General features: G+C 67.3%; 15 protein-coding genes. 6 read left to right on the forward strand and 9 right to left on the reverse strand.

Annotated features, from left to right (window positions below):
- Positions 1-30: 30 nt before the first annotated feature.
- Positions 31-1,272 (reverse strand): SAM-dependent methyltransferase, encoded by a 1,242-nt coding sequence (locus CVUC_RS03505; RefSeq protein WP_012640238.1) that lies wholly within the window; start codon positions 1,270-1,272, stop codon positions 31-33.
- Positions 1,273-1,315: 43 nt separating this feature from the next.
- Positions 1,316-2,767 (reverse strand): cryptochrome/photolyase family protein, encoded by a 1,452-nt coding sequence (locus tag CVUC_RS03510; protein WP_096033076.1) that lies wholly within the window; start codon positions 2,765-2,767, stop codon positions 1,316-1,318.
- 61 nt (positions 2,768-2,828) lie between these two features.
- Here CVUC_RS03510 and kdsA point away from each other — a divergent pair, with 61 nt between their 5' ends.
- The 5 genes from kdsA (at position 2,829) to CVUC_RS03535 (ending at position 8,663) form a co-directional block, all read left to right on the forward strand.
- Entirely contained in the window at positions 2,829-3,692 is an 864-nt protein-coding gene (gene kdsA, locus CVUC_RS03515) for a 3-deoxy-8-phosphooctulonate synthase (RefSeq protein ID WP_096033077.1), read from the forward strand.
- A gap of 2 nt (positions 3,693-3,694) precedes the next feature.
- Positions 3,695-4,696 carry an ADP-glyceromanno-heptose 6-epimerase gene (gene rfaD, locus CVUC_RS03520; protein WP_096033078.1) on the forward strand — a complete coding sequence of 334 codons (1,002 nt, stop codon included), beginning with the start codon at positions 3,695-3,697 and terminating at the stop codon, positions 4,694-4,696.
- A gap of 101 nt (positions 4,697-4,797) precedes the next feature.
- Positions 4,798-6,264 (forward strand): hydroxymethylglutaryl-CoA synthase family protein, encoded by a 1,467-nt coding sequence (locus CVUC_RS03525; RefSeq protein ID WP_096033079.1) that lies wholly within the window; start codon positions 4,798-4,800, stop codon positions 6,262-6,264.
- A 10-nt stretch (positions 6,265-6,274) separates the two neighbouring features.
- The gene (locus tag CVUC_RS03530; protein ID WP_096033080.1) at positions 6,275-7,477 is read left to right on the forward strand and encodes an acetyl-CoA acetyltransferase; all 1,203 of its coding nucleotides are present in this window, start codon (positions 6,275-6,277) and stop codon (positions 7,475-7,477) included.
- A 31-nt stretch (positions 7,478-7,508) separates the two neighbouring features.
- On the forward strand, positions 7,509-8,663 hold the full coding sequence (locus tag CVUC_RS03535; protein WP_096033081.1) for a DUF3089 domain-containing protein: 1,155 nt from the start codon (positions 7,509-7,511) through the stop codon (positions 8,661-8,663).
- Here the strand turns inward: CVUC_RS03535 and CVUC_RS03540 are convergent.
- Entirely contained in the window at positions 8,628-9,008 is a 381-nt protein-coding gene (locus CVUC_RS03540) for a DUF6285 domain-containing protein (protein ID WP_096033082.1), read from the reverse strand. The two genes, CVUC_RS03535 and CVUC_RS03540, sit on opposite strands and share 36 nt — an antisense overlap.
- Positions 9,005-9,973: a phosphotransferase family protein gene (locus CVUC_RS03545; protein WP_233279807.1), complete on the reverse strand. Its 969-nt coding sequence runs from the start codon at positions 9,971-9,973 to the stop codon at positions 9,005-9,007. The genes CVUC_RS03540 and CVUC_RS03545 overlap by 4 nt, the downstream gene beginning before the upstream one ends.
- A 111-nt stretch (positions 9,974-10,084) precedes the next feature.
- Between CVUC_RS03545 and CVUC_RS03550 the strand changes: the two genes are divergently transcribed.
- Positions 10,085-11,029, forward strand: a complete 945-nt coding sequence (locus CVUC_RS03550) for a DUF808 domain-containing protein (protein ID WP_096033084.1) — start codon at positions 10,085-10,087, stop codon at positions 11,027-11,029.
- Here CVUC_RS03550 and CVUC_RS03555 read toward each other — a convergent pair.
- From CVUC_RS03555 to tcyL, 5 genes are all read right to left on the reverse strand, one after another.
- Positions 11,026-11,745, reverse strand: a complete 720-nt coding sequence (locus CVUC_RS03555; RefSeq protein ID WP_096034759.1) for a class I SAM-dependent methyltransferase — start codon at positions 11,743-11,745, stop codon at positions 11,026-11,028. The genes CVUC_RS03550 and CVUC_RS03555 overlap by 4 nt on opposite strands.
- Before the next feature lie 5 nt (positions 11,746-11,750).
- Positions 11,751-13,847 (reverse strand): ATP-dependent DNA helicase RecG, encoded by a 2,097-nt coding sequence (gene recG / locus CVUC_RS03560; protein ID WP_096033085.1) that lies wholly within the window; start codon positions 13,845-13,847, stop codon positions 11,751-11,753.
- 42 nt (positions 13,848-13,889) lie between these two features.
- On the reverse strand, positions 13,890-14,192 hold the full coding sequence (locus CVUC_RS03565) for a hypothetical protein (RefSeq protein ID WP_010919314.1): 303 nt from the start codon (positions 14,190-14,192) through the stop codon (positions 13,890-13,892).
- A 65-nt stretch (positions 14,193-14,257) separates the two neighbouring features.
- Positions 14,258-14,998, reverse strand: a complete 741-nt coding sequence (locus CVUC_RS03570) for an amino acid ABC transporter ATP-binding protein (protein ID WP_096033086.1) — start codon at positions 14,996-14,998, stop codon at positions 14,258-14,260.
- Positions 14,995-15,654, reverse strand: a complete 660-nt coding sequence (tcyL, locus tag CVUC_RS03575) for a cystine ABC transporter permease (RefSeq protein WP_096033087.1) — start codon at positions 15,652-15,654, stop codon at positions 14,995-14,997. Before tcyL ends, CVUC_RS03570 begins: the two co-directional genes overlap by 4 nt.
- Positions 15,655-15,656: the final 2 nt, after the last annotated feature.

Here is a 15,656-nt window from a genome sequence, read left to right on the forward strand (position 1 = left end):
CGACACATACCAGGCCAAAAGGCTCATCAACTAGGCTCTGCTGAGACCCAGCTGGATCACGTTGGTCCGCTCGGTCCGGAACCCGGCCTCGCAATAGCTGAGATAGAACCGCCATAGGCGCCGGAAGCGCTCGTCAAAGCCGTCCTTGCGGATCTCGCTCCAGGCCGCCTCGAACTGACGCGCCCATTCGGCCAGGGTGTCGGCATAATTCTGGCCGAAGCGCTTGAGATCGCTCCATTCCAGACCCGCGCGCTCGGTCTCTTCCTTGAGGCGCGCTTCGCTGGGCAGCATGCCGCCCGGGAAGATGTAGCGCTGGATGAAATCGGTCTGGCCGCGATACTCGTCGAACAACTCGTCGCGGATCGTGATGATCTGCAGGCCGGCGCGGCCGCCGGGGACCAGCACGTCGCGCACCTTGCTGAAATAGGCCGGCCAGTACTCCTCGCCCACGGCCTCGAACATCTCGATCGAAGCCACCGCGTCATAGCGACCCTCGACATCTCGATAATCCACCAGCCGGATGTCGGCCTTTTCGGAAAGTCCCTGCTCGAACAGCCGCTTGCGGGCGAAATCGTACTGGGCCTGAGAAATGGTGATGCCGGTGACCTTGGCCCCCACCTCCTTGGCGGCGAATTCGGCGAAGCCGCCCCAGCCGCAGCCGATCTCCAGAACGTGCTTGCCCGGCGCCAGATCGATCGTGCGGGCCAGGGCCGCGTACTTGGCGCGCTGGGCCTCGGGCAGGGACTGGCCCGGGCGCTCGTACAGCGCCGAGGAATAGGTCATCGTCGGGTCCAGCCACTGCGAATAGAAGCTGTTGCCGAGGTCGTAGTGGGCGTGAATGTTCTTCCGCGAGCCCGAACGGCTGTTGCGGTGGAACAGGTGGTAAAGCCCGTGAAAGGCCCGCATCAGCGGGTTGCCCGACACCAGGACGCCGAGCTTGTCGAAGTTCAGAGAGAACGCCTCCAGCACCGCCGACAGGTCGGGGGTCTCCCATTCGCCGGCCATGAAGCCTTCGGCGAAGCCGATCGCGCCGGACGTAAATGCCCGGCGCATGAAGTTGTAATCATTGACCTTCAGCGTCGCGTCCGGCCCGGGGTTGGGGCCCGTGACCTTAAACGCCTTGCCGGTCGGCAGGATCCAGGTGATCGATCCGGCGTCCCAGTTGCCGTCGATGACGCGCAGGGCGGCACGAAACGCCGTGGGTGCGGTTCGCAGATCAGGGTCGTTCCAGAGCGCGGTTTGCAAGTCGGGATCTCGCATGCGGTTACACACCAGTTAAGGCCGTTGGCGACCGGCTCGTAAACCCCGCGCTCGGCTAGAGGCCATGATAGGCCTCCAGCGCCCGCGCCCGCGCCATGGCGTGGTCGACGATCGGTCGGCTATAGAGACGTTTGGCGGCAGCCGGCAGATGTAGGGGTTTGGTCCACGGCTTGTGGATAACATCGTCTGAAACGTTGCGAAGTTCCGGAACCCAACGCCGGACATAGTCGCCCTTGGGGTCGAACTTCTCGCCCTGGGCGATCGGATTGAAGATCCGGAAGTAGGGCGCGGCGTCGGCGCCGCTGCCCGCCGTCCACTGCCAGTTGCCGACATTGTTGGCGAGATCGGCGTCCAGAAGCGTGTCCCAGAACCAGGCCTCGCCCTCGCGCCAGTCGATCATCAGGTGCTTGATCAGAAACGACGCGACGATCATGCGCACCCGATTGTGCATGAAGCCGGTGGTCCAAAGCTCGCGCATTCCGGCGTCGACGATCGGATAGCCGGTCTGGCCCCTCTTCCAGGCCTCCAGCGCGCCCTCGTCCTTCACCCAGGGAAAGCTGTCGAACTCAGGCTTGAAGTTTGCGCTGGGCATGTGCGGCCAGTTGTACAGGATCGAATGGTTGAACTCGCGCCAGCCAATCTCCGACAGGAACTTATCGGCCTCGGCGAGCGGGATGTCGCCTTGGTCGGCGGCGCTGCGGGTCGCCAACCAGACCTGTCGTGGGCCGATCTCGCCGAAATGCAGGTGGGGCGACAGCTTCGACGTCGCTTCGACGCCCGGGATGTCGCGCTGGTCGCCATAGCCCTTGATTGGTCCTTTCAGGAACGCGTCGAGCCGCGCATGAGCGCCGGCCTCGCCGGGCGTCCAGAGGTCGAAGCCCTTGGACCAGTCCGGCTTCGTCGGATGCAGGTTCCAGCTGGCCAGGCTTTCGCTGGCTGGGAAACGAGCCGGCGCTACAAGATGACCGGGCGCCGCCGTGACCGCGACGTCGGTCAGGTGTTCACGGGCGGCGCGCCAGTAGGGGGTGAAGACCTTGTAGGGCTGGTCCGAGCCGTTCTTGACGGTCCAGGGCTCGTTCAGGAGCCCGGCGTTGAAGCTCTGGCAGTCGACGCCGCGATCCCTGAGCGCGGCCTTGATCGCCGCGTCGCGATCGGTCGACGGCTTATCGTAGAGGCGGTTCCAGACCACGCTGCGCGCGCCCGACTGCGCGATGAGCTGGTCAAGCACCTCGGCGGCGACGCCCTTGCGAAGGACGAGCTTGGTCCCGAGTGTCTCAAGGCTGGCGGCCAGGCTCTTGAGCGACTTGTCGAGCCACCACAGCGAGGCGCCGCCCATAGGCCGAATGCCGGGTGTTTCGTCCAGAATGTAGAGCGGGATCACGGGGCGACCGCTTTGCGCAGCATGGCGCAGGGCCGGATTGTCGGCTATGCGCAGATCCTTGCGAAACCACACGATGACGGCGTCCAGGTTCGCCTTGCTGTCGCCAGAGTCGTTCCGCACTTGCACCGTCTTGCCCCAAGGGTCACCTCTGGGGCGCCCGAAGCCCTAATACGCTGGAATAGCCGTCGTGGATCAGCCCAAAGCCGTCGCCCCCAACGCCGTCGTCGAGATCAAGACTCCCACCGGCGCGCCTGTCCGCATCGGCAACGGCGAGAAGCTGTCGATCATCGCCGGCCCCTGCCAGATGGAAAGCCGCCAGCACGCCCTGGAGACGGCCCACGCGCTGAAGGAAATGGCCGCCCGTCTGGGCGTAGGGCTGATCTACAAGACCTCCTACGACAAGGCCAACCGCACCTCGGCCAACGCCCAGCGCGGCATCGGCCTGAAGGACAGCCTGGCGATCTTCCAGGAGATCCGCGAGGTCACCGGCCTGCCGACCCTGACCGACGTGCACGAGACCAGCCACTGCTCGATCGTGGCCGAGGCCGTCGACGTCATCCAGATCCCGGCCTTCCTGTGCCGCCAGACCGACTTGCTGGTCGCCGCCGCGAGCACCGGCCGCGCTATCAACATCAAGAAGGGCCAGTTCCTGGCGCCGTGGGACATGAAGAACGTGATCGCCAAGGTCACGGGCGCGGGCAACCCGAACGTGATGGCCTGCGAGCGCGGCGCCTCGTTCGGCTACAACACCCTGGTCAGCGACATGCGCGCCCTGCCGATCATGAAGGAGATCGGCTGCCCGGTCGTGTTCGATGCGACCCACAGCGTCCAGCAGCCGGGCGGGCAGGGCACGTCCTCGGGCGGCCAGCGCGAGTTCGTGCCGACCCTGGCGCGGGCCGCCGTCGCCGTCGGCGTGGCCTGCGTCTTCATCGAGACCCACCCCGATCCTGACAACGCGCCGTCGGACGGTCCCAACATGGTGCCGATGAAAGAGTTCGAGGCTCTGGTCGCCAACCTGCTGCGCTACGACGCCCTGACCAAGGCCGCCTGAGCATGAGCCGCCGCATCGTCCTGGTCACCGGCGGCGCCGGCTTCATCGGTTCGAACATCGTCGCGCGCCTCTGCGAGGACCCGGCGCTGGATGTCGTTGTCTGCGACCGCCTGCGCGATGCGGCCAGCGGCAAGTGGCGCAACATCGCCAAGCATGCGATCGCCGACTTCGTCGCGCCCGAGCAGCTGTTCGACTGGCTCGCTAAGCGCGGCGCCGAGGTCGAGCTGGTGGTCCACATGGGCGCGGTCTCGTCGACCACCGAGGTCGACGCGGACAAGATCGTGCAGTCCAACTTCGTGCTCTCGCGCGACCTGTGGGACTGGTGCGCCCAGCACGGCAAGCGCCTGATCTACGCCTCGTCGGCCGCCACCTATGGCGACGGGGCTCTCGGCTTCGACGGCAGGGACGATCTGGCGTCGCTGCAGGCCCTGCGGCCGCTGAACGCCTATGGCTGGTCCAAGGCGTTGTTCGACATCTACGCCGTGCGCGAGGCCCAGCGCGGTCGCGCGCCGGCCCAGTGGGCGGGTCTGAAGTTCTTCAACGTCTACGGCCCCAACGAGGACCACAAGGGCGGCATGAAGTCGGTCGTGGCCCAGATCTGGCCACGCATTGCGGCGGGCGAGGGCGTCAAGCTCTTCAAGTCGCATCACCCGGATTACGAGGACGGCGGCCAACTGCGCGACTTCGTCTATGTCCGCGACGTGGTCGACGTCGTCGGCTGGCTGGCCAAGAGCCCCGCCGTGAACGGCGTCTTCAACCTCGGCTCGGGCCAGGCGCGTTCGTTCCGGGATCTGGCGGTTGCCACGTTCGAGGCCGCGGGTCGTGCGCCCGACATCACCTATATCGACATGCCCGAGGTGCTGCGCGGCAAGTATCAGTACTACACCCAGGCCGACATGAGCCGCCTGCGCGCGGCCGGCTACAACGCGCCGATGACCGCGCTGGAAGACGGCGTGGCCGACTATGTGGCGGGCTATCTGAACACCGAAGATCCCTATCGCTGAACCGCGCCCCGCTAACGTCGGGGCACGATTGCCGTCCGTTTCCGCGAGCGTAAGCTGACCGTCGATAAGTCGGGAAGAGCCCGACGGTCAGGGAGCGAGACATGGTCGGCATCGCCGCCTGGGGCGCGTATGCGCCGCGATTGCGTTTGAGCCGCAAGGCCGTCACCGAGGCCAACGCCTGGGTTGCGCCGAACCTCAAGGCCAAGGGCAAGGGCGAGCGGTCCATGGCCAACTGGGACGAGGACGCCCTGACCATGGCGGTCGAGGCGGCGCGTGACGCGCTTGGGCCCGACGACGATCGCTCGCACATCGACAGCCTCTATTTCGCCTCGACGACCGCGCCGTTCGCCGACCGCCTGAACGCGGGGATCGTGTCGGCGGCGCTCACCTTGGAGAAGTCGATCACGGCCAGCGACGTGACGGGCTCGCAGCGTTGCGGGCTGACGGCGCTGGGGCAGGCGCTCGCCGCCGGCGGAACCTCGCTGGTCGCGGTGGGCGAGCGCCGCAAGGCCCGCGCGGTCTCGGCCCAGGAGCTGGACTTCGGCGACGGCGCGGCCGCCTTCGTGATCTCTGATGGTCCCGGCGCGGCCGAGTTCCTGGGGCGTGGCAGTGTCACCGACGACTTCGTCGACCACTTCCGGGGCGATGACGGTGGCTTTGACTACTACTGGGAAGAGCGGTGGATCCGCGACGAGGGCATCGTCAAGCTGGTCCCGCCGGCGATCCGCAAGGCGCTTGAGGTTTCGGGGTTAAGCGCCTCGGATGTCGATCATTTTTGCTTCCCGTCAACATTCTCCGGCATGGCCGCCACCGTGGCGAAGTCGGTCGGGATCAAGCCTGAGGCGGTCCGCGACAACCTCGCCGCCGTGATGGGCGAGGCGGGCTGCGCGCATGGCCCGATCATGCTGGCCCACGCGCTGGAGCAGGCCAAGGCCGGCGAGATCATCCTCGTCGCCCAATTCGGCCAAGGCGCAGAGGCCCTGGTGTTCCGGGCCACGGGCGAAGGAACGCGCCCGGCGCGCGGCGTGACGGGGTCGCTCGCCGATCGAGAAGTCGAGACCAACTATCTGAAATTCCTGACCTTCAACGGCCTTGTTGACTGGGAAAAGGGGATGCGGGCCGAGAAGGACAACAAGACGGCCCTGACCACCCTCTATCGCAACGAGGACATGATCCTGGGCCTGGTCGGCGGCCGCTGCCGCGAGACGGGCGTCATCCAGTTCCCGCGCACCCGCATCTCGGTGGCGCCGAACAATCCCGCCGTCGACACCCAGGAGCCGTACAAGTTCGCCGAGCGACGTGCGAGCATTCTCAGCTATTCCGCTGATTACCTGACCTTTTCCATGGCGCCGCCGAACCACTACGGCATGGTCGTCTTCGAGGGCGGTGGTCGGATCATGATGGACATCACCGACGTGTCTCCAGGCGACGTCGAGACCGGCCTACCGGTGCGGATGGTGTTCCGTATCAAGGAAGTCGACGAGAAGCGCGGCTTCGTCCGCTACTTCTGGAAGGCGACGCCCGACCGCGCCGCCATCGCCGCGCAAACCGCTCAAGCCGCCGAATAGGGAGACCGACATGCCTCAAGGTATTCGCGACAAGGTCGCCATTCTCGGGATGGGCTGTTCCAAGTTCGGCGAGCGCTGGGACGCCGGTCCGGACGACCTGATGGTTGAGGCCTATCTGGAGGCCATGCAGGACGCCGGCATCGAGCCGACCCAGCTCGACGCCGCCTGGTTCTCCACCCACATCGACGAGATCGGTTCGGGCAAGGGCGGCACGCCGCTGTCGATCGCCCTGCGCCTGCCCAACATCGCCGTCACCCGCGTCGAGAACTTCTGCGCCTCGGGTTCGGAAGCCTTCCGCGGCGCGGTCTATGCGGTGGCGGCCGGCGCGGCCGACATCGCCTTGGCGGTCGGGGTCGAGAAGCTGAAGGACACCGGCTATGGCGGTCTGCCGGTCGCCAACCCCGGCACGCTGAGCCCGCAGGTGATGCCCAATGGCTCCGCGCCCGGCAACTTCGCCCAGCTGGCCAGCGCCTATCGCGCCAAGCACGGTGTCTCGAAGGAAGACCTCAAGCGGGCCATCGCCCACGTTTCGGTCAAGAGCCACGCCAACGGCGCCAAGAACCCCAAGGCCCACCTGCGCAAGCCGATCACCGAGGAGCAGGCCCTCAATGCGCCGCTGATCGCCGAGCCCCTGGGCCTGTTCGACTGCTGCGGCGTGTCGGACGGCGCGGCGGCCGCGATCGTCACCACGCCGGAGATCGCCCGCGCGCTGGGCAAGCACGACCTAGTCACGGTCAAGGCGCTGCAGCTGTCGGTCTCGAACGGCTACGAGAGCCAGTACAACGGCTGGGACGGCAGTCACTTCCACACCGCCCGTATCGCGGCCGGCAAGGCCTATCGCGAGGCCGGCATCGAGCGCCCGCGCGAGCAGATCTCGATGATGGAGGTGCACGACTGCTTCTCGGTCACCGAGCTGGTGACGATGGAGGACCTGTTCATCTCGCCCGAGGGCCAGGGCTGGCGCGACGTGCTGGACGGCTTCTACGACGCCGACGGCGGCGTGCCGTGCCAGATCGACGGCGGCCTCAAGTGTTTCGGCCACCCCATCGGCGCATCGGGCCTGCGAATGCTCTACGAGATGTACCTGCAGCTTCAGGGCCGCGCGGGGGAGCGACAGCTGGCCAACCCGGTTTTCGGCATGACCCACAACCTGGGCGGCGCGCCGGCCAGCAATGTCTGCTCGGTCGCCATCATCGGCCAGGAAGGGGCTTAAAGCCGCCCAAGGCTTGGTGTAACCCAGGCGCATGGGCGGTTCGTTCAAAGGCTTCAAGCGCTGGATCTTCGCCGGGGCGACGCTGTTCCTAGCGCTGATCCTCGCGGCCGCCTTCATCTGGCGCTACGACATCCTCAGCAACGCGCTGGATCCCAAGGTTCCATTCCTGACCTATAAGCCGCCGCCCGCGCCCGACTATGGCAAGCGGGAGGCCTGGGCCCTGCTGCCGGCGCGACCAGAGGCGCCGGGCGCCGCCGATCCACTGGTCGACGTCTTCTTCGTCCATCCCACCACCTTTGACGGCGGGCGCGACTGGAACGGGGGCATCGACCAACCCAAGGCCCAGCGTTTTCTGGCGCGGGTGGTGCTGCCGAACTATGCGGGGCCCTTCGAGCGGGTCGGGCGCCTGTTCGCGCCGCGTTATCGGCAGGCCAGCCTCTACACCTATCTGACCCTGCGCGATGACGCTCGTGACGCCCGTCGCTTCGCCTATGGCGACGTCCTGCAAGCCTTCCGCGCCTATGTCTCGCGCTATGGCCAGGACCGGCCGTTCGTGATTGTCGGGGTGGAGCAGGGCGGCTCGCTGGTCGCGCGCCTCCTGCGGGAGGAGATCGCCGGCAAGCCCGACCTCAAGCGTCGTCTGGTGGCGGCCTATCTGATCGAGACCGTGGTTCCGGCCGACGAGTACGGCGCGACAGCGCCCCTTCCGGCCTGTCAGAGGCGAGGGCTGAGCGGTTGCGTGGCGGCCTGGGCGTCGGCGCAGGAGGGCGACTTTCATACCGCCCAGGAACTGACCGGGCGTTCGCTTGTGTGGGATGGCGCGGACCAGCTGGTGAATCTCGAGCATCGCCAGCCGCTGTGTTTCAACCCGCTGCTGGGCGGCGTCACGACCGAGCGCGCGCCGGCGCGCATGAACCTGGGCGCCGCCAACGCCACCGGCCTGGACTGGGGCGCACGCCCGGCTTTTCTGCAGCGCCAGGTCTCGGCGGGATGCGAGAATGGTCTGCTGCGCACCAGCCGGCCGAAGTCCAACGCCCTGCGTGATACCGGCTCCTGGGCGGATCGGCGCAAGGTCGATGGGTTCAACCTGTTCTATGCGGATATCGAAGCCGATGCGATGGCGCGCGCTGAAGCCAAGATCGGCCGGCCGCTAAGCCCCGCCGCCAGCGGAGAGCAGGGCGGCTAGGCCGCCATAGGTCGGCTGGTCGATGGCGATCTGACCGATCGCCGTCGCCTTCAGATGGGCGAGGAGGCGCGCATCCAGGGGTGATATCCCACCACGCCTCAGCGCCTCGCAGAGCTGGTGATTCAGCGCCTCGAAGTCCCCGGTCTCTCCCAGCAGATCACCAAGTCGCGCGGTCGCCTCGGCCTCCAGCGTGGCGCCCTGTTCCGCCTCGCGCGCCAGGATCGCCCGGGCGTTGTCGGCGACTCGGGAGAGGAAGGCATGGCGCGCATCGCCGGGCGTGGCGACCTCGGCGTCGAAGGCGGCGACCGCTTGAGCCAGCTCGGCGGCGGTAGGGTGGGTGATCACGCCGCGCCCTCCATCAAGGTCACCAGGTCGATCTCGGCCTCGCTGGTCCGCCGCCCGATCATGGCGCGCTCTACCGAGCGGTCCGCGCCGGTGGCGAAGCTCTGGTACATCATCAGGCACATCACCGCCCACTTCAGCGATCCCAGCGCCTGCCAGAACCGGACGCGGTCCAGGCTGATGTAGCCGCCATATCCCGCCAACAGTTCGGCATAGTCGCCAAAGCCGCCCACGGGCTTGCGCCATTCGCCGAAGCGCCAAGAGTTGACGCAGATCCAGCCGAGGTCCTCGGCCGGATCGCCCAGGTGCGCCAACTCCCAGTCTAGGACGCCGACCAGGCCCCGGTCCGGGTGGATCATCAGATTGCCGTTTCGGAAGTCTCCGTGGACCAGCACGGGCCGTTCAGGCGGCGCCGGCGCAATAGCCTCCAGCCACCGGAACGCGGCCTCCAGGATCGGTCGCCGTGCATCGAGATCGCGATAGACGCCCTCGTAGCGGGCGAGTTCGCCGCGCGCGTCCGAGGTCGCCAGCGGCGGAAGGTGATCGGTCGGCGTGGCGTGGATCTGGGCCAGGACCTCGCCGCAGCGCCGGGCGAGCCCGGGACGGACGGCTGCGAAGGCCTCGTCGCGGACGATGCGACGGCCCAGGGTCTCGCCCTCGAGCCGATGCATCACATAGGCCTCGCCCAGCTGGTCGCCAGGCTCACAGATATGGGCCACGCCGGGGCTCGGCGCGCCGGCGGCGGCTGCGGCGCGGATCAAGGCGGCCTCGGAGGCCAGGGGCAGGGCCGTCTCGCGGGGCAGAGCGCCGTCCGGGCGGCGACGCAGGATCAGCGGCGTGCCGTCGCTCAAGTCGAAGGCCCAGGTTTCCAGACTGGCCCCGCCCGAGAGCCGTCGCACGTTGCGGGCTCCGGTCGCGGCGGGCGACAGGCGAGGCGCGAGCAGGTCGATGGCTGTGGCGACGTCCATGAGCGAATGGTTCCCGCCTTCACCCAGCGTCACGCAAGAGCCTCCGCGCTTTACGATGAACGCGGCGCGCCTTACGCACAGGGCGCTCAAGCGCTTGAAACAGGATCTTCCATGCCTTCCGGCCTCGCCGCGCTGCTCGATGATGTCGCGGCCATCACCAAGCTCGCCGCCGCCTCTCTGGACGACGTCGGCGCCGCTGCGGGGAAGGCCGGGACCAAGGCCGTCGGCGTGGTGGTTGACGACGCGGCGGTGACGCCCGGCTACGCCATGGGTTTCACGCCGGATCGCGAGCTCCCGATCGTCTGGAAGATCGCGATGGGCTCCCTGCGCAACAAGCTGATCTTCCTGCTGCCGGGCGCGCTGATCCTATCGGCCTTCGCGCCTTGGGCCGTGACCCCCATCCTGATGCTCGGCGGCGCCTATCTCGCCTTCGAGGCGACCGAGAAGGTGCTCGAGGCCTTTACACCGGAAGCCGAAGGCGAGGCGATCGAGGAGCTGGCGCTCAGCGGTCCAGATCTTGAAAAGCAGAAGGTCGACGGGGCGATCCGCACCGACCTGATCCTGTCGGGCGAGATCATGGCCATCGCCCTGGCCGAGGTCGCGCATCTGAGCCTTGCCATGCAGGCGGGGGCGCTGGCCCTGGTCGGTGTGCTGCTGACGGTGGCGGTCTATGGCGCGGTGGCGCTGATCGTGAAGATGGACGACATCGGCCTGCATCTGTCCCGCCGTCCGAACAAGGGCTCGCAAGCGCTCGGACGCGGCCTGGTCAAGGCCATGCCGGTGACCATGGAGGCGCTGACGGTGATCGGCACGGCGGCCATGCTCTGGGTCGGCGGCGGCATTATCGTGCACGGCCTGGAACACTTCCATCTCACGCCGATCCCGCACTGGGTCGAGGGTCTCTCGCATTGGGCGGGCCAGGCGCCGGTCGTGGGGCCGGTCACCGGTTGGTTGGCCTTCGCCCTCGGCTCGGCCGCCGTCGGTCTGGTGATCGGCGGCGTTTTGGCGGGCGTGATGCACCTGTGGCATCACCGCAAGGGTGTGGCGGCGCACTAGTTCGGCTTTCGGCCTGCTACGAGCGTTGCGCAACCAAAGAAACAACGCTTGAACTCGACTTGTAGGCCCTCTGCACGAAGCATCTCGCCAAAGGCAGAGGCGTCACCGAAGTTGCTGCTGTAGGTCCCGATCATCGTGAAGTCCTGGGCTCCGGCCAGGAAAATTCGTTCAATCAACGGCAGCACCTTCTTCAGTTGGAATAGATAGAGTGGGCGCAGGATCCAGCCTTTGGGATCGGACGCCTCGACTAACGAGAAGACGCCGCCGGGGCGCAAGCTGCGGGCGATTAGAGCAGCAAGACGGACATGTTGTTCAGGATTGAAGGTCTTCAATCCGAATGTTGAGACGACAAAGTCGGCGCTGTCCGGCGGAAGCGCACTCGACAGGATATCGTCTTCGATGAACGCAATTCTGTGGGCGCGATGGCGATGCAGGCGCTCCAGGGCCCGCTGGTGCATGCCCGAGGAGATATCGACCGCCGTGATCGACGTCAGTCTGGGAAAGCGCCTCAGCAGGTGTGGCCACACTTCGCCTGTGCCGGCCATGAAGTCGTAGCCAACGGGTGTCGTGCTGGAGGGCTGAGGTAATGCTGAGACGCACTGCCGTCGCCAGCGCTCGGTGAAGCCGAATGAGCAAATCCAGCTGAAGGCGATATACTTGCCCGAGCAACGGTCGAAGACGCCTTTGACGAATGTTGGGTCGTATATGTTCGACATTCTCACTAGCCCGCCTCGTTCAGCACCGAGGTCGGCTTCCAGTCGAACAGTTCCTGCAGTGTGCGCAGGGCCTGGCCGCGCGGCGAGGTAAGGGCCAGGTCGCGCGCCAGGATCAGGCGGGCGTCGTCGGCCGCCACGGCGATCAGATCGCGATGCGCCACAGGATCGGCGAGGCGATAGGCCGGGAAGCCGCTCTGCTTCAGACCCAGTGGATCGCCGCCGCCCCGCAGCTCCAAATCCTTCTCGGCGATCTCGAAGCCGTCGTCGCTACGCCGCAGGATGTCGAGGCGCTGCTGGGCCACTTCGGAGAGTGGCGGATCGTAGAGCAGGACGCAGGCGCTTTCCCGCGTGCCCCGGCCCACACGGCCGCGCAGCTGGTGTAGCTGGGCGAGGCCGAAACGGTCGGCGTGCTCGATGACCATGATGCTGGCGTTGGGGACATTGACGCCGACCTCGACCACCGTGGTCGCCACCAGCACGCTGACCTCGCCGTCGACGAAGCGCTGCATCACCGCGTCCTTCTCGGCCGGCGGCATCTGGCCGTGGACGAGGCCGACGCCGGGCAGATGGCGGGCCAGATCGGCGGCGCGATCCTCTGCGGCGCGCAGGTCGACCTTGTCAGACTCCGACACCAGCGGGCAGATCCAGAACGCCTGGGCGCCGCTGCTGATGGCGACACGCAGGCGTTCGATGATTTCGGGCACGCGCGGCGTGGGGACGGCGCGGGTGGCCACCGGCGTGCGGCCCGGCGGCTTCTCGTCGATGCGTGAGACGTCGAGATCGCCAAAGACCGTCAGCTCCAGCGTGCGCGGGATGGGGGTGGCGGACATGGCCAAGAGGTGGACGCCCCAATCGGCGTTGGCGGGGCCCTTCTCCTGCAGTCGGCGACGTTCATTGACCCCGAAGCGATGCTGCTCGTCGATGATGGTCAGGGCCAGGGCGCGGAAACCAACGTCGTCCTGGAACAGGGCGTGGGTGCCCACGGCGATGTGATGGGCGCCCTCGGCGAGCCCCGCCAGCTTGGCCGCCCGACCCGCGCCCTTGTCGCGGCCGGTGAGCAGGATCACCGACAGGCCCAGCGCCTCCAGAGGCGCAGCGATGGTCTCGAAGTGCTGGCGCGCCAGGATCTCGGTGGGGGCCATCAGCGCCGATTGAAAGCCTGAGCTGGCGGCGTCGGCCATGGCCAGCATGGCGACCACGGTCTTGCCCGAACCGACATCGCCCTGCAGCAGCCGGCTCATCCGCTCGCCTGACGCCAGGTCGCCGCGGATCTCGGACAGGGCGCGGATCTGCGCGTCCGTGAGCTTGAAGGGCAGGGCCTTCTCGGCGGCTTCGGACAGCGGGCCCGCCGGGATGCGCGGACCCGGATGCGACCGGCGCGCGGCCTTGCGCTGGGCCAGCGCCAGTTGGTGGGCCAGCAGCTCATCATAGGCCAGGCGGCGGCGTGGGCGCGAGAGCGGCGAAAGATCAGCCTCGCTGGCCGGCGCATGCAGGGCCGCCAGGGCGTCTCGCCAACTGGGCAGCTTCTCGCGCTCTATCCAGGCGGCGTCCTGCCATTCGGCGAGGTCAGGGGCGCGCGCCAGGGCCTCCAGGGCGAGCTTTCGGAACGTCCGTGAGGGCAGGCCGTGGGTGGCGGGATAGACGGTTTCGACGAGAGGAATGTCGCCAGCCTTGTCCTCGGCGACGATGTAGTCCGGATGGGCGATCTGCAGCTCGGAGGCGAAGACCTCGGGGCGTTCGACCTTGCCGCTGACCGCGCGGCGCGCCCCCTTGGGGTGCTGGCGCTCCAGATGTGGGCCGTGGCCCTTGAACCAGACCAAGGTCAGAAAGCCCGTGCCGTCCCAGGCGCGGACCTTCCAGGGTTGTCCCAGGCGATGTGGCGGCTGGTGGCCGTCGATGGTGACGATGAAGGTCTGGACCTGATTTTCCACGGCCTGGTCGACCGTGGTCGTCGTCCGCCGGATCAGGCCCGAGGGGGCGGTGAACAGCACGTCGCGCACGATCGGCCCGGCCAGCTTCTCGACCAGCGGCGCAACGCGGGGGCCCACGCCTTTCAGCGTGGAGACCGAGGTGAACAGAGGAAAGAGAATCTCCGGGCGCATGCGACACGACCTTATCCGCGTCCCCGCCCGGCGGAAAATGCTCTAGTCGGCCTGGTTCATCACGGGTTGAAGCGCGATGACGAGGTCGGAGTACTCGTCCGCCCGCGAAGCGCCCGAGACGTTCAGCCGGGTGTAGAGGCAGGTCGCGCCGTGGCGGGCGCAGGCCTCCGACCAGCGGGCTTTGGCGTCCACCAGGTTGTTGGCTTGACCCGCAAAGACGACCAAGCCCTTGGCGTCGACATAGACAAAGTTGCCGGCGATCGTGGTGCCGGGTTCGCCGTTCTCGGCCAGCTTGTAGCGGTACACGGCGCCGGAGGCGCCCTTGAGTTCGATGTAAGGCTTCAAGCTGTCCTCGCCATTAAAATCACCCGGCGTCGGCGCTCAGATCGTGAAGCGTCCCGTGGGCCAAATTATGGCTGGAGGACGCCCGATCTGGCCAAGAAACGCCGGGTCCGCTCTTCGCGCGGCGAGGCGAGGAGCTGACGCGAAGGTCCTTGCTCTACGATCACGCCGCCGTCCATGAAAATCGTTCGCTCGGCCACATCGCGGGCGAAATCCATCTGGTGGGTGACGATCACCATCGTGCGTTTTTCGGCGGCGAGATCCCGGATGACGGCCAGGACTTCGCCGACCAGTTCGGGGTCCAGGGCGGAGGTCGGCTCGTCGAAGAGGATCACTTCGGGATCCATCGCCAGGGCTCGGGCGATGGCGCAGCGTTGCTGCTGACCGCCGGACAAGGCCGACGGATAGGCGTCGACGCGATCGGCCAGCCCGACCTTTTCAAGCAGGGCCAACCCCTTGGCGCGCGCCTTGGCGGGGTCTTCGCGGCGCACGACGATCGGGCCTTCGATCACGTTCTCCAGCGCCGTACGGTGCGGGAACAGGTTGAAGCTCTGGAAGACGAAGCCGACCCTTCCGTTCAAGGCCTTGGCCAGGGGCGTCTTGCCGCCGGCGGTGACGCCCGCGATCGTCAGGTCGCCGCCATTCAGGGGCTCCAGGCCGGCGAGGCAGCGCAGCAGGGTGCTCTTGCCTGAGCCGCTGGGCCCGATGATCGCGACCACTTCTCCGGGGACCACAGCCAGGTCCACGCCCGCCAGGACGGGCGTGTCGCCGAAGCTCTTCTTCAGGGACTTGGCGTCGATCGCGCTCATCGGCGGCCCTCCGCGGCGCGGCGCTCAAGGCGCGTCTGGGCGGCGGCCAGGATCGTGGAGAGGATCCAGTAGATCGCCGCTGCGGCCAGATACAGGGTGAAGATCTCGTAGGTCCGCGCGGTGATCAGCTGCGCCTGGCGGAAGAGTTCCGGCACCTGGATCGTGGCGGCCAGTGAGGTGTCCTTGACCAGGCTGATGAAGCTGTTCGACAGCGGCGCGACGGCGGTGCGCGCGGCCTGGGGCAGGATCACCCGGCGCAGGGTTTGGCCCCGGCTCATGCCCAGCACGCTGGCGGCTTCCCACTGACCCTTGTCGACGGCTGCGATGGCGCTGCGCAGGATCTCGCAGCTGTAGGCGGCCACGTTCAGTGAAAAGCCGATCCCGGCGGCGACCAGCGGCGGCATCTCCAGACCGAATTGCGGCAGGCCGTAATAGATCAGGAAGAGCTGCACCAGGAGCGGCGTGCCGCGAAACGCCGAGACATAGACGCCGGCGGGCCAGCGGAGCAGCGCCGAACGCGACAGGCGCATCAAGGCCAGCAAGAAACCGAGGACCACCCCGATGCTCATGCCGGTGACGCTAAGGACGATCGTGTAGCCCGCGCCCTTCAACAGGAGCGGTGCGGACTGGCGCAGCAGGTCGAGGCCGGTATCCATGG

It is taken from the genome of Caulobacter vibrioides, from assembly GCF_002858865.1.
GTDB classification, from domain to species: Bacteria; Pseudomonadota; Alphaproteobacteria; order Caulobacterales; family Caulobacteraceae; genus Caulobacter; species Caulobacter vibrioides.

What these genes read in the sequence shown, in the direction of transcription:
- rfaD (WP_096033078.1), top strand. Translation starts at nt 3,695, where the DNA reads ATGAGCCGCCGCATCGTCCTGGTCACCGGCGGCGCCGGCTTCATCGGT.
- CVUC_RS03525 (WP_096033079.1), top strand. Translation starts at nt 4,798, where the DNA reads ATGGTCGGCATCGCCGCCTGGGGCGCGTATGCGCCGCGATTGCGTTTG.
- CVUC_RS03530 (WP_096033080.1), top strand. Translation starts at nt 6,275, where the DNA reads ATGCCTCAAGGTATTCGCGACAAGGTCGCCATTCTCGGGATGGGCTGT.
- CVUC_RS03535 (WP_096033081.1), top strand. Translation starts at nt 7,509, where the DNA reads ATGGGCGGTTCGTTCAAAGGCTTCAAGCGCTGGATCTTCGCCGGGGCG.
- CVUC_RS03545 (WP_233279807.1), bottom strand. Translation starts at nt 9,973, where the DNA reads ATGGACGTCGCCACAGCCATCGACCTGCTCGCGCCTCGCCTGTCGCCC.
- CVUC_RS03550 (WP_096033084.1), top strand. Translation starts at nt 10,085, where the DNA reads ATGCCTTCCGGCCTCGCCGCGCTGCTCGATGATGTCGCGGCCATCACC.
- CVUC_RS03555 (WP_096034759.1), bottom strand. Translation starts at nt 11,745, where the DNA reads ATGTCGAACATATACGACCCAACATTCGTCAAAGGCGTCTTCGACCGT.
- recG (WP_096033085.1), bottom strand. Translation starts at nt 13,847, where the DNA reads ATGCGCCCGGAGATTCTCTTTCCTCTGTTCACCTCGGTCTCCACGCTG.
- CVUC_RS03570 (WP_096033086.1), bottom strand. Translation starts at nt 14,998, where the DNA reads ATGAGCGCGATCGACGCCAAGTCCCTGAAGAAGAGCTTCGGCGACACG.
- tcyL (WP_096033087.1), bottom strand. Translation starts at nt 15,654, where the DNA reads ATGGATACCGGCCTCGACCTGCTGCGCCAGTCCGCACCGCTCCTGTTG.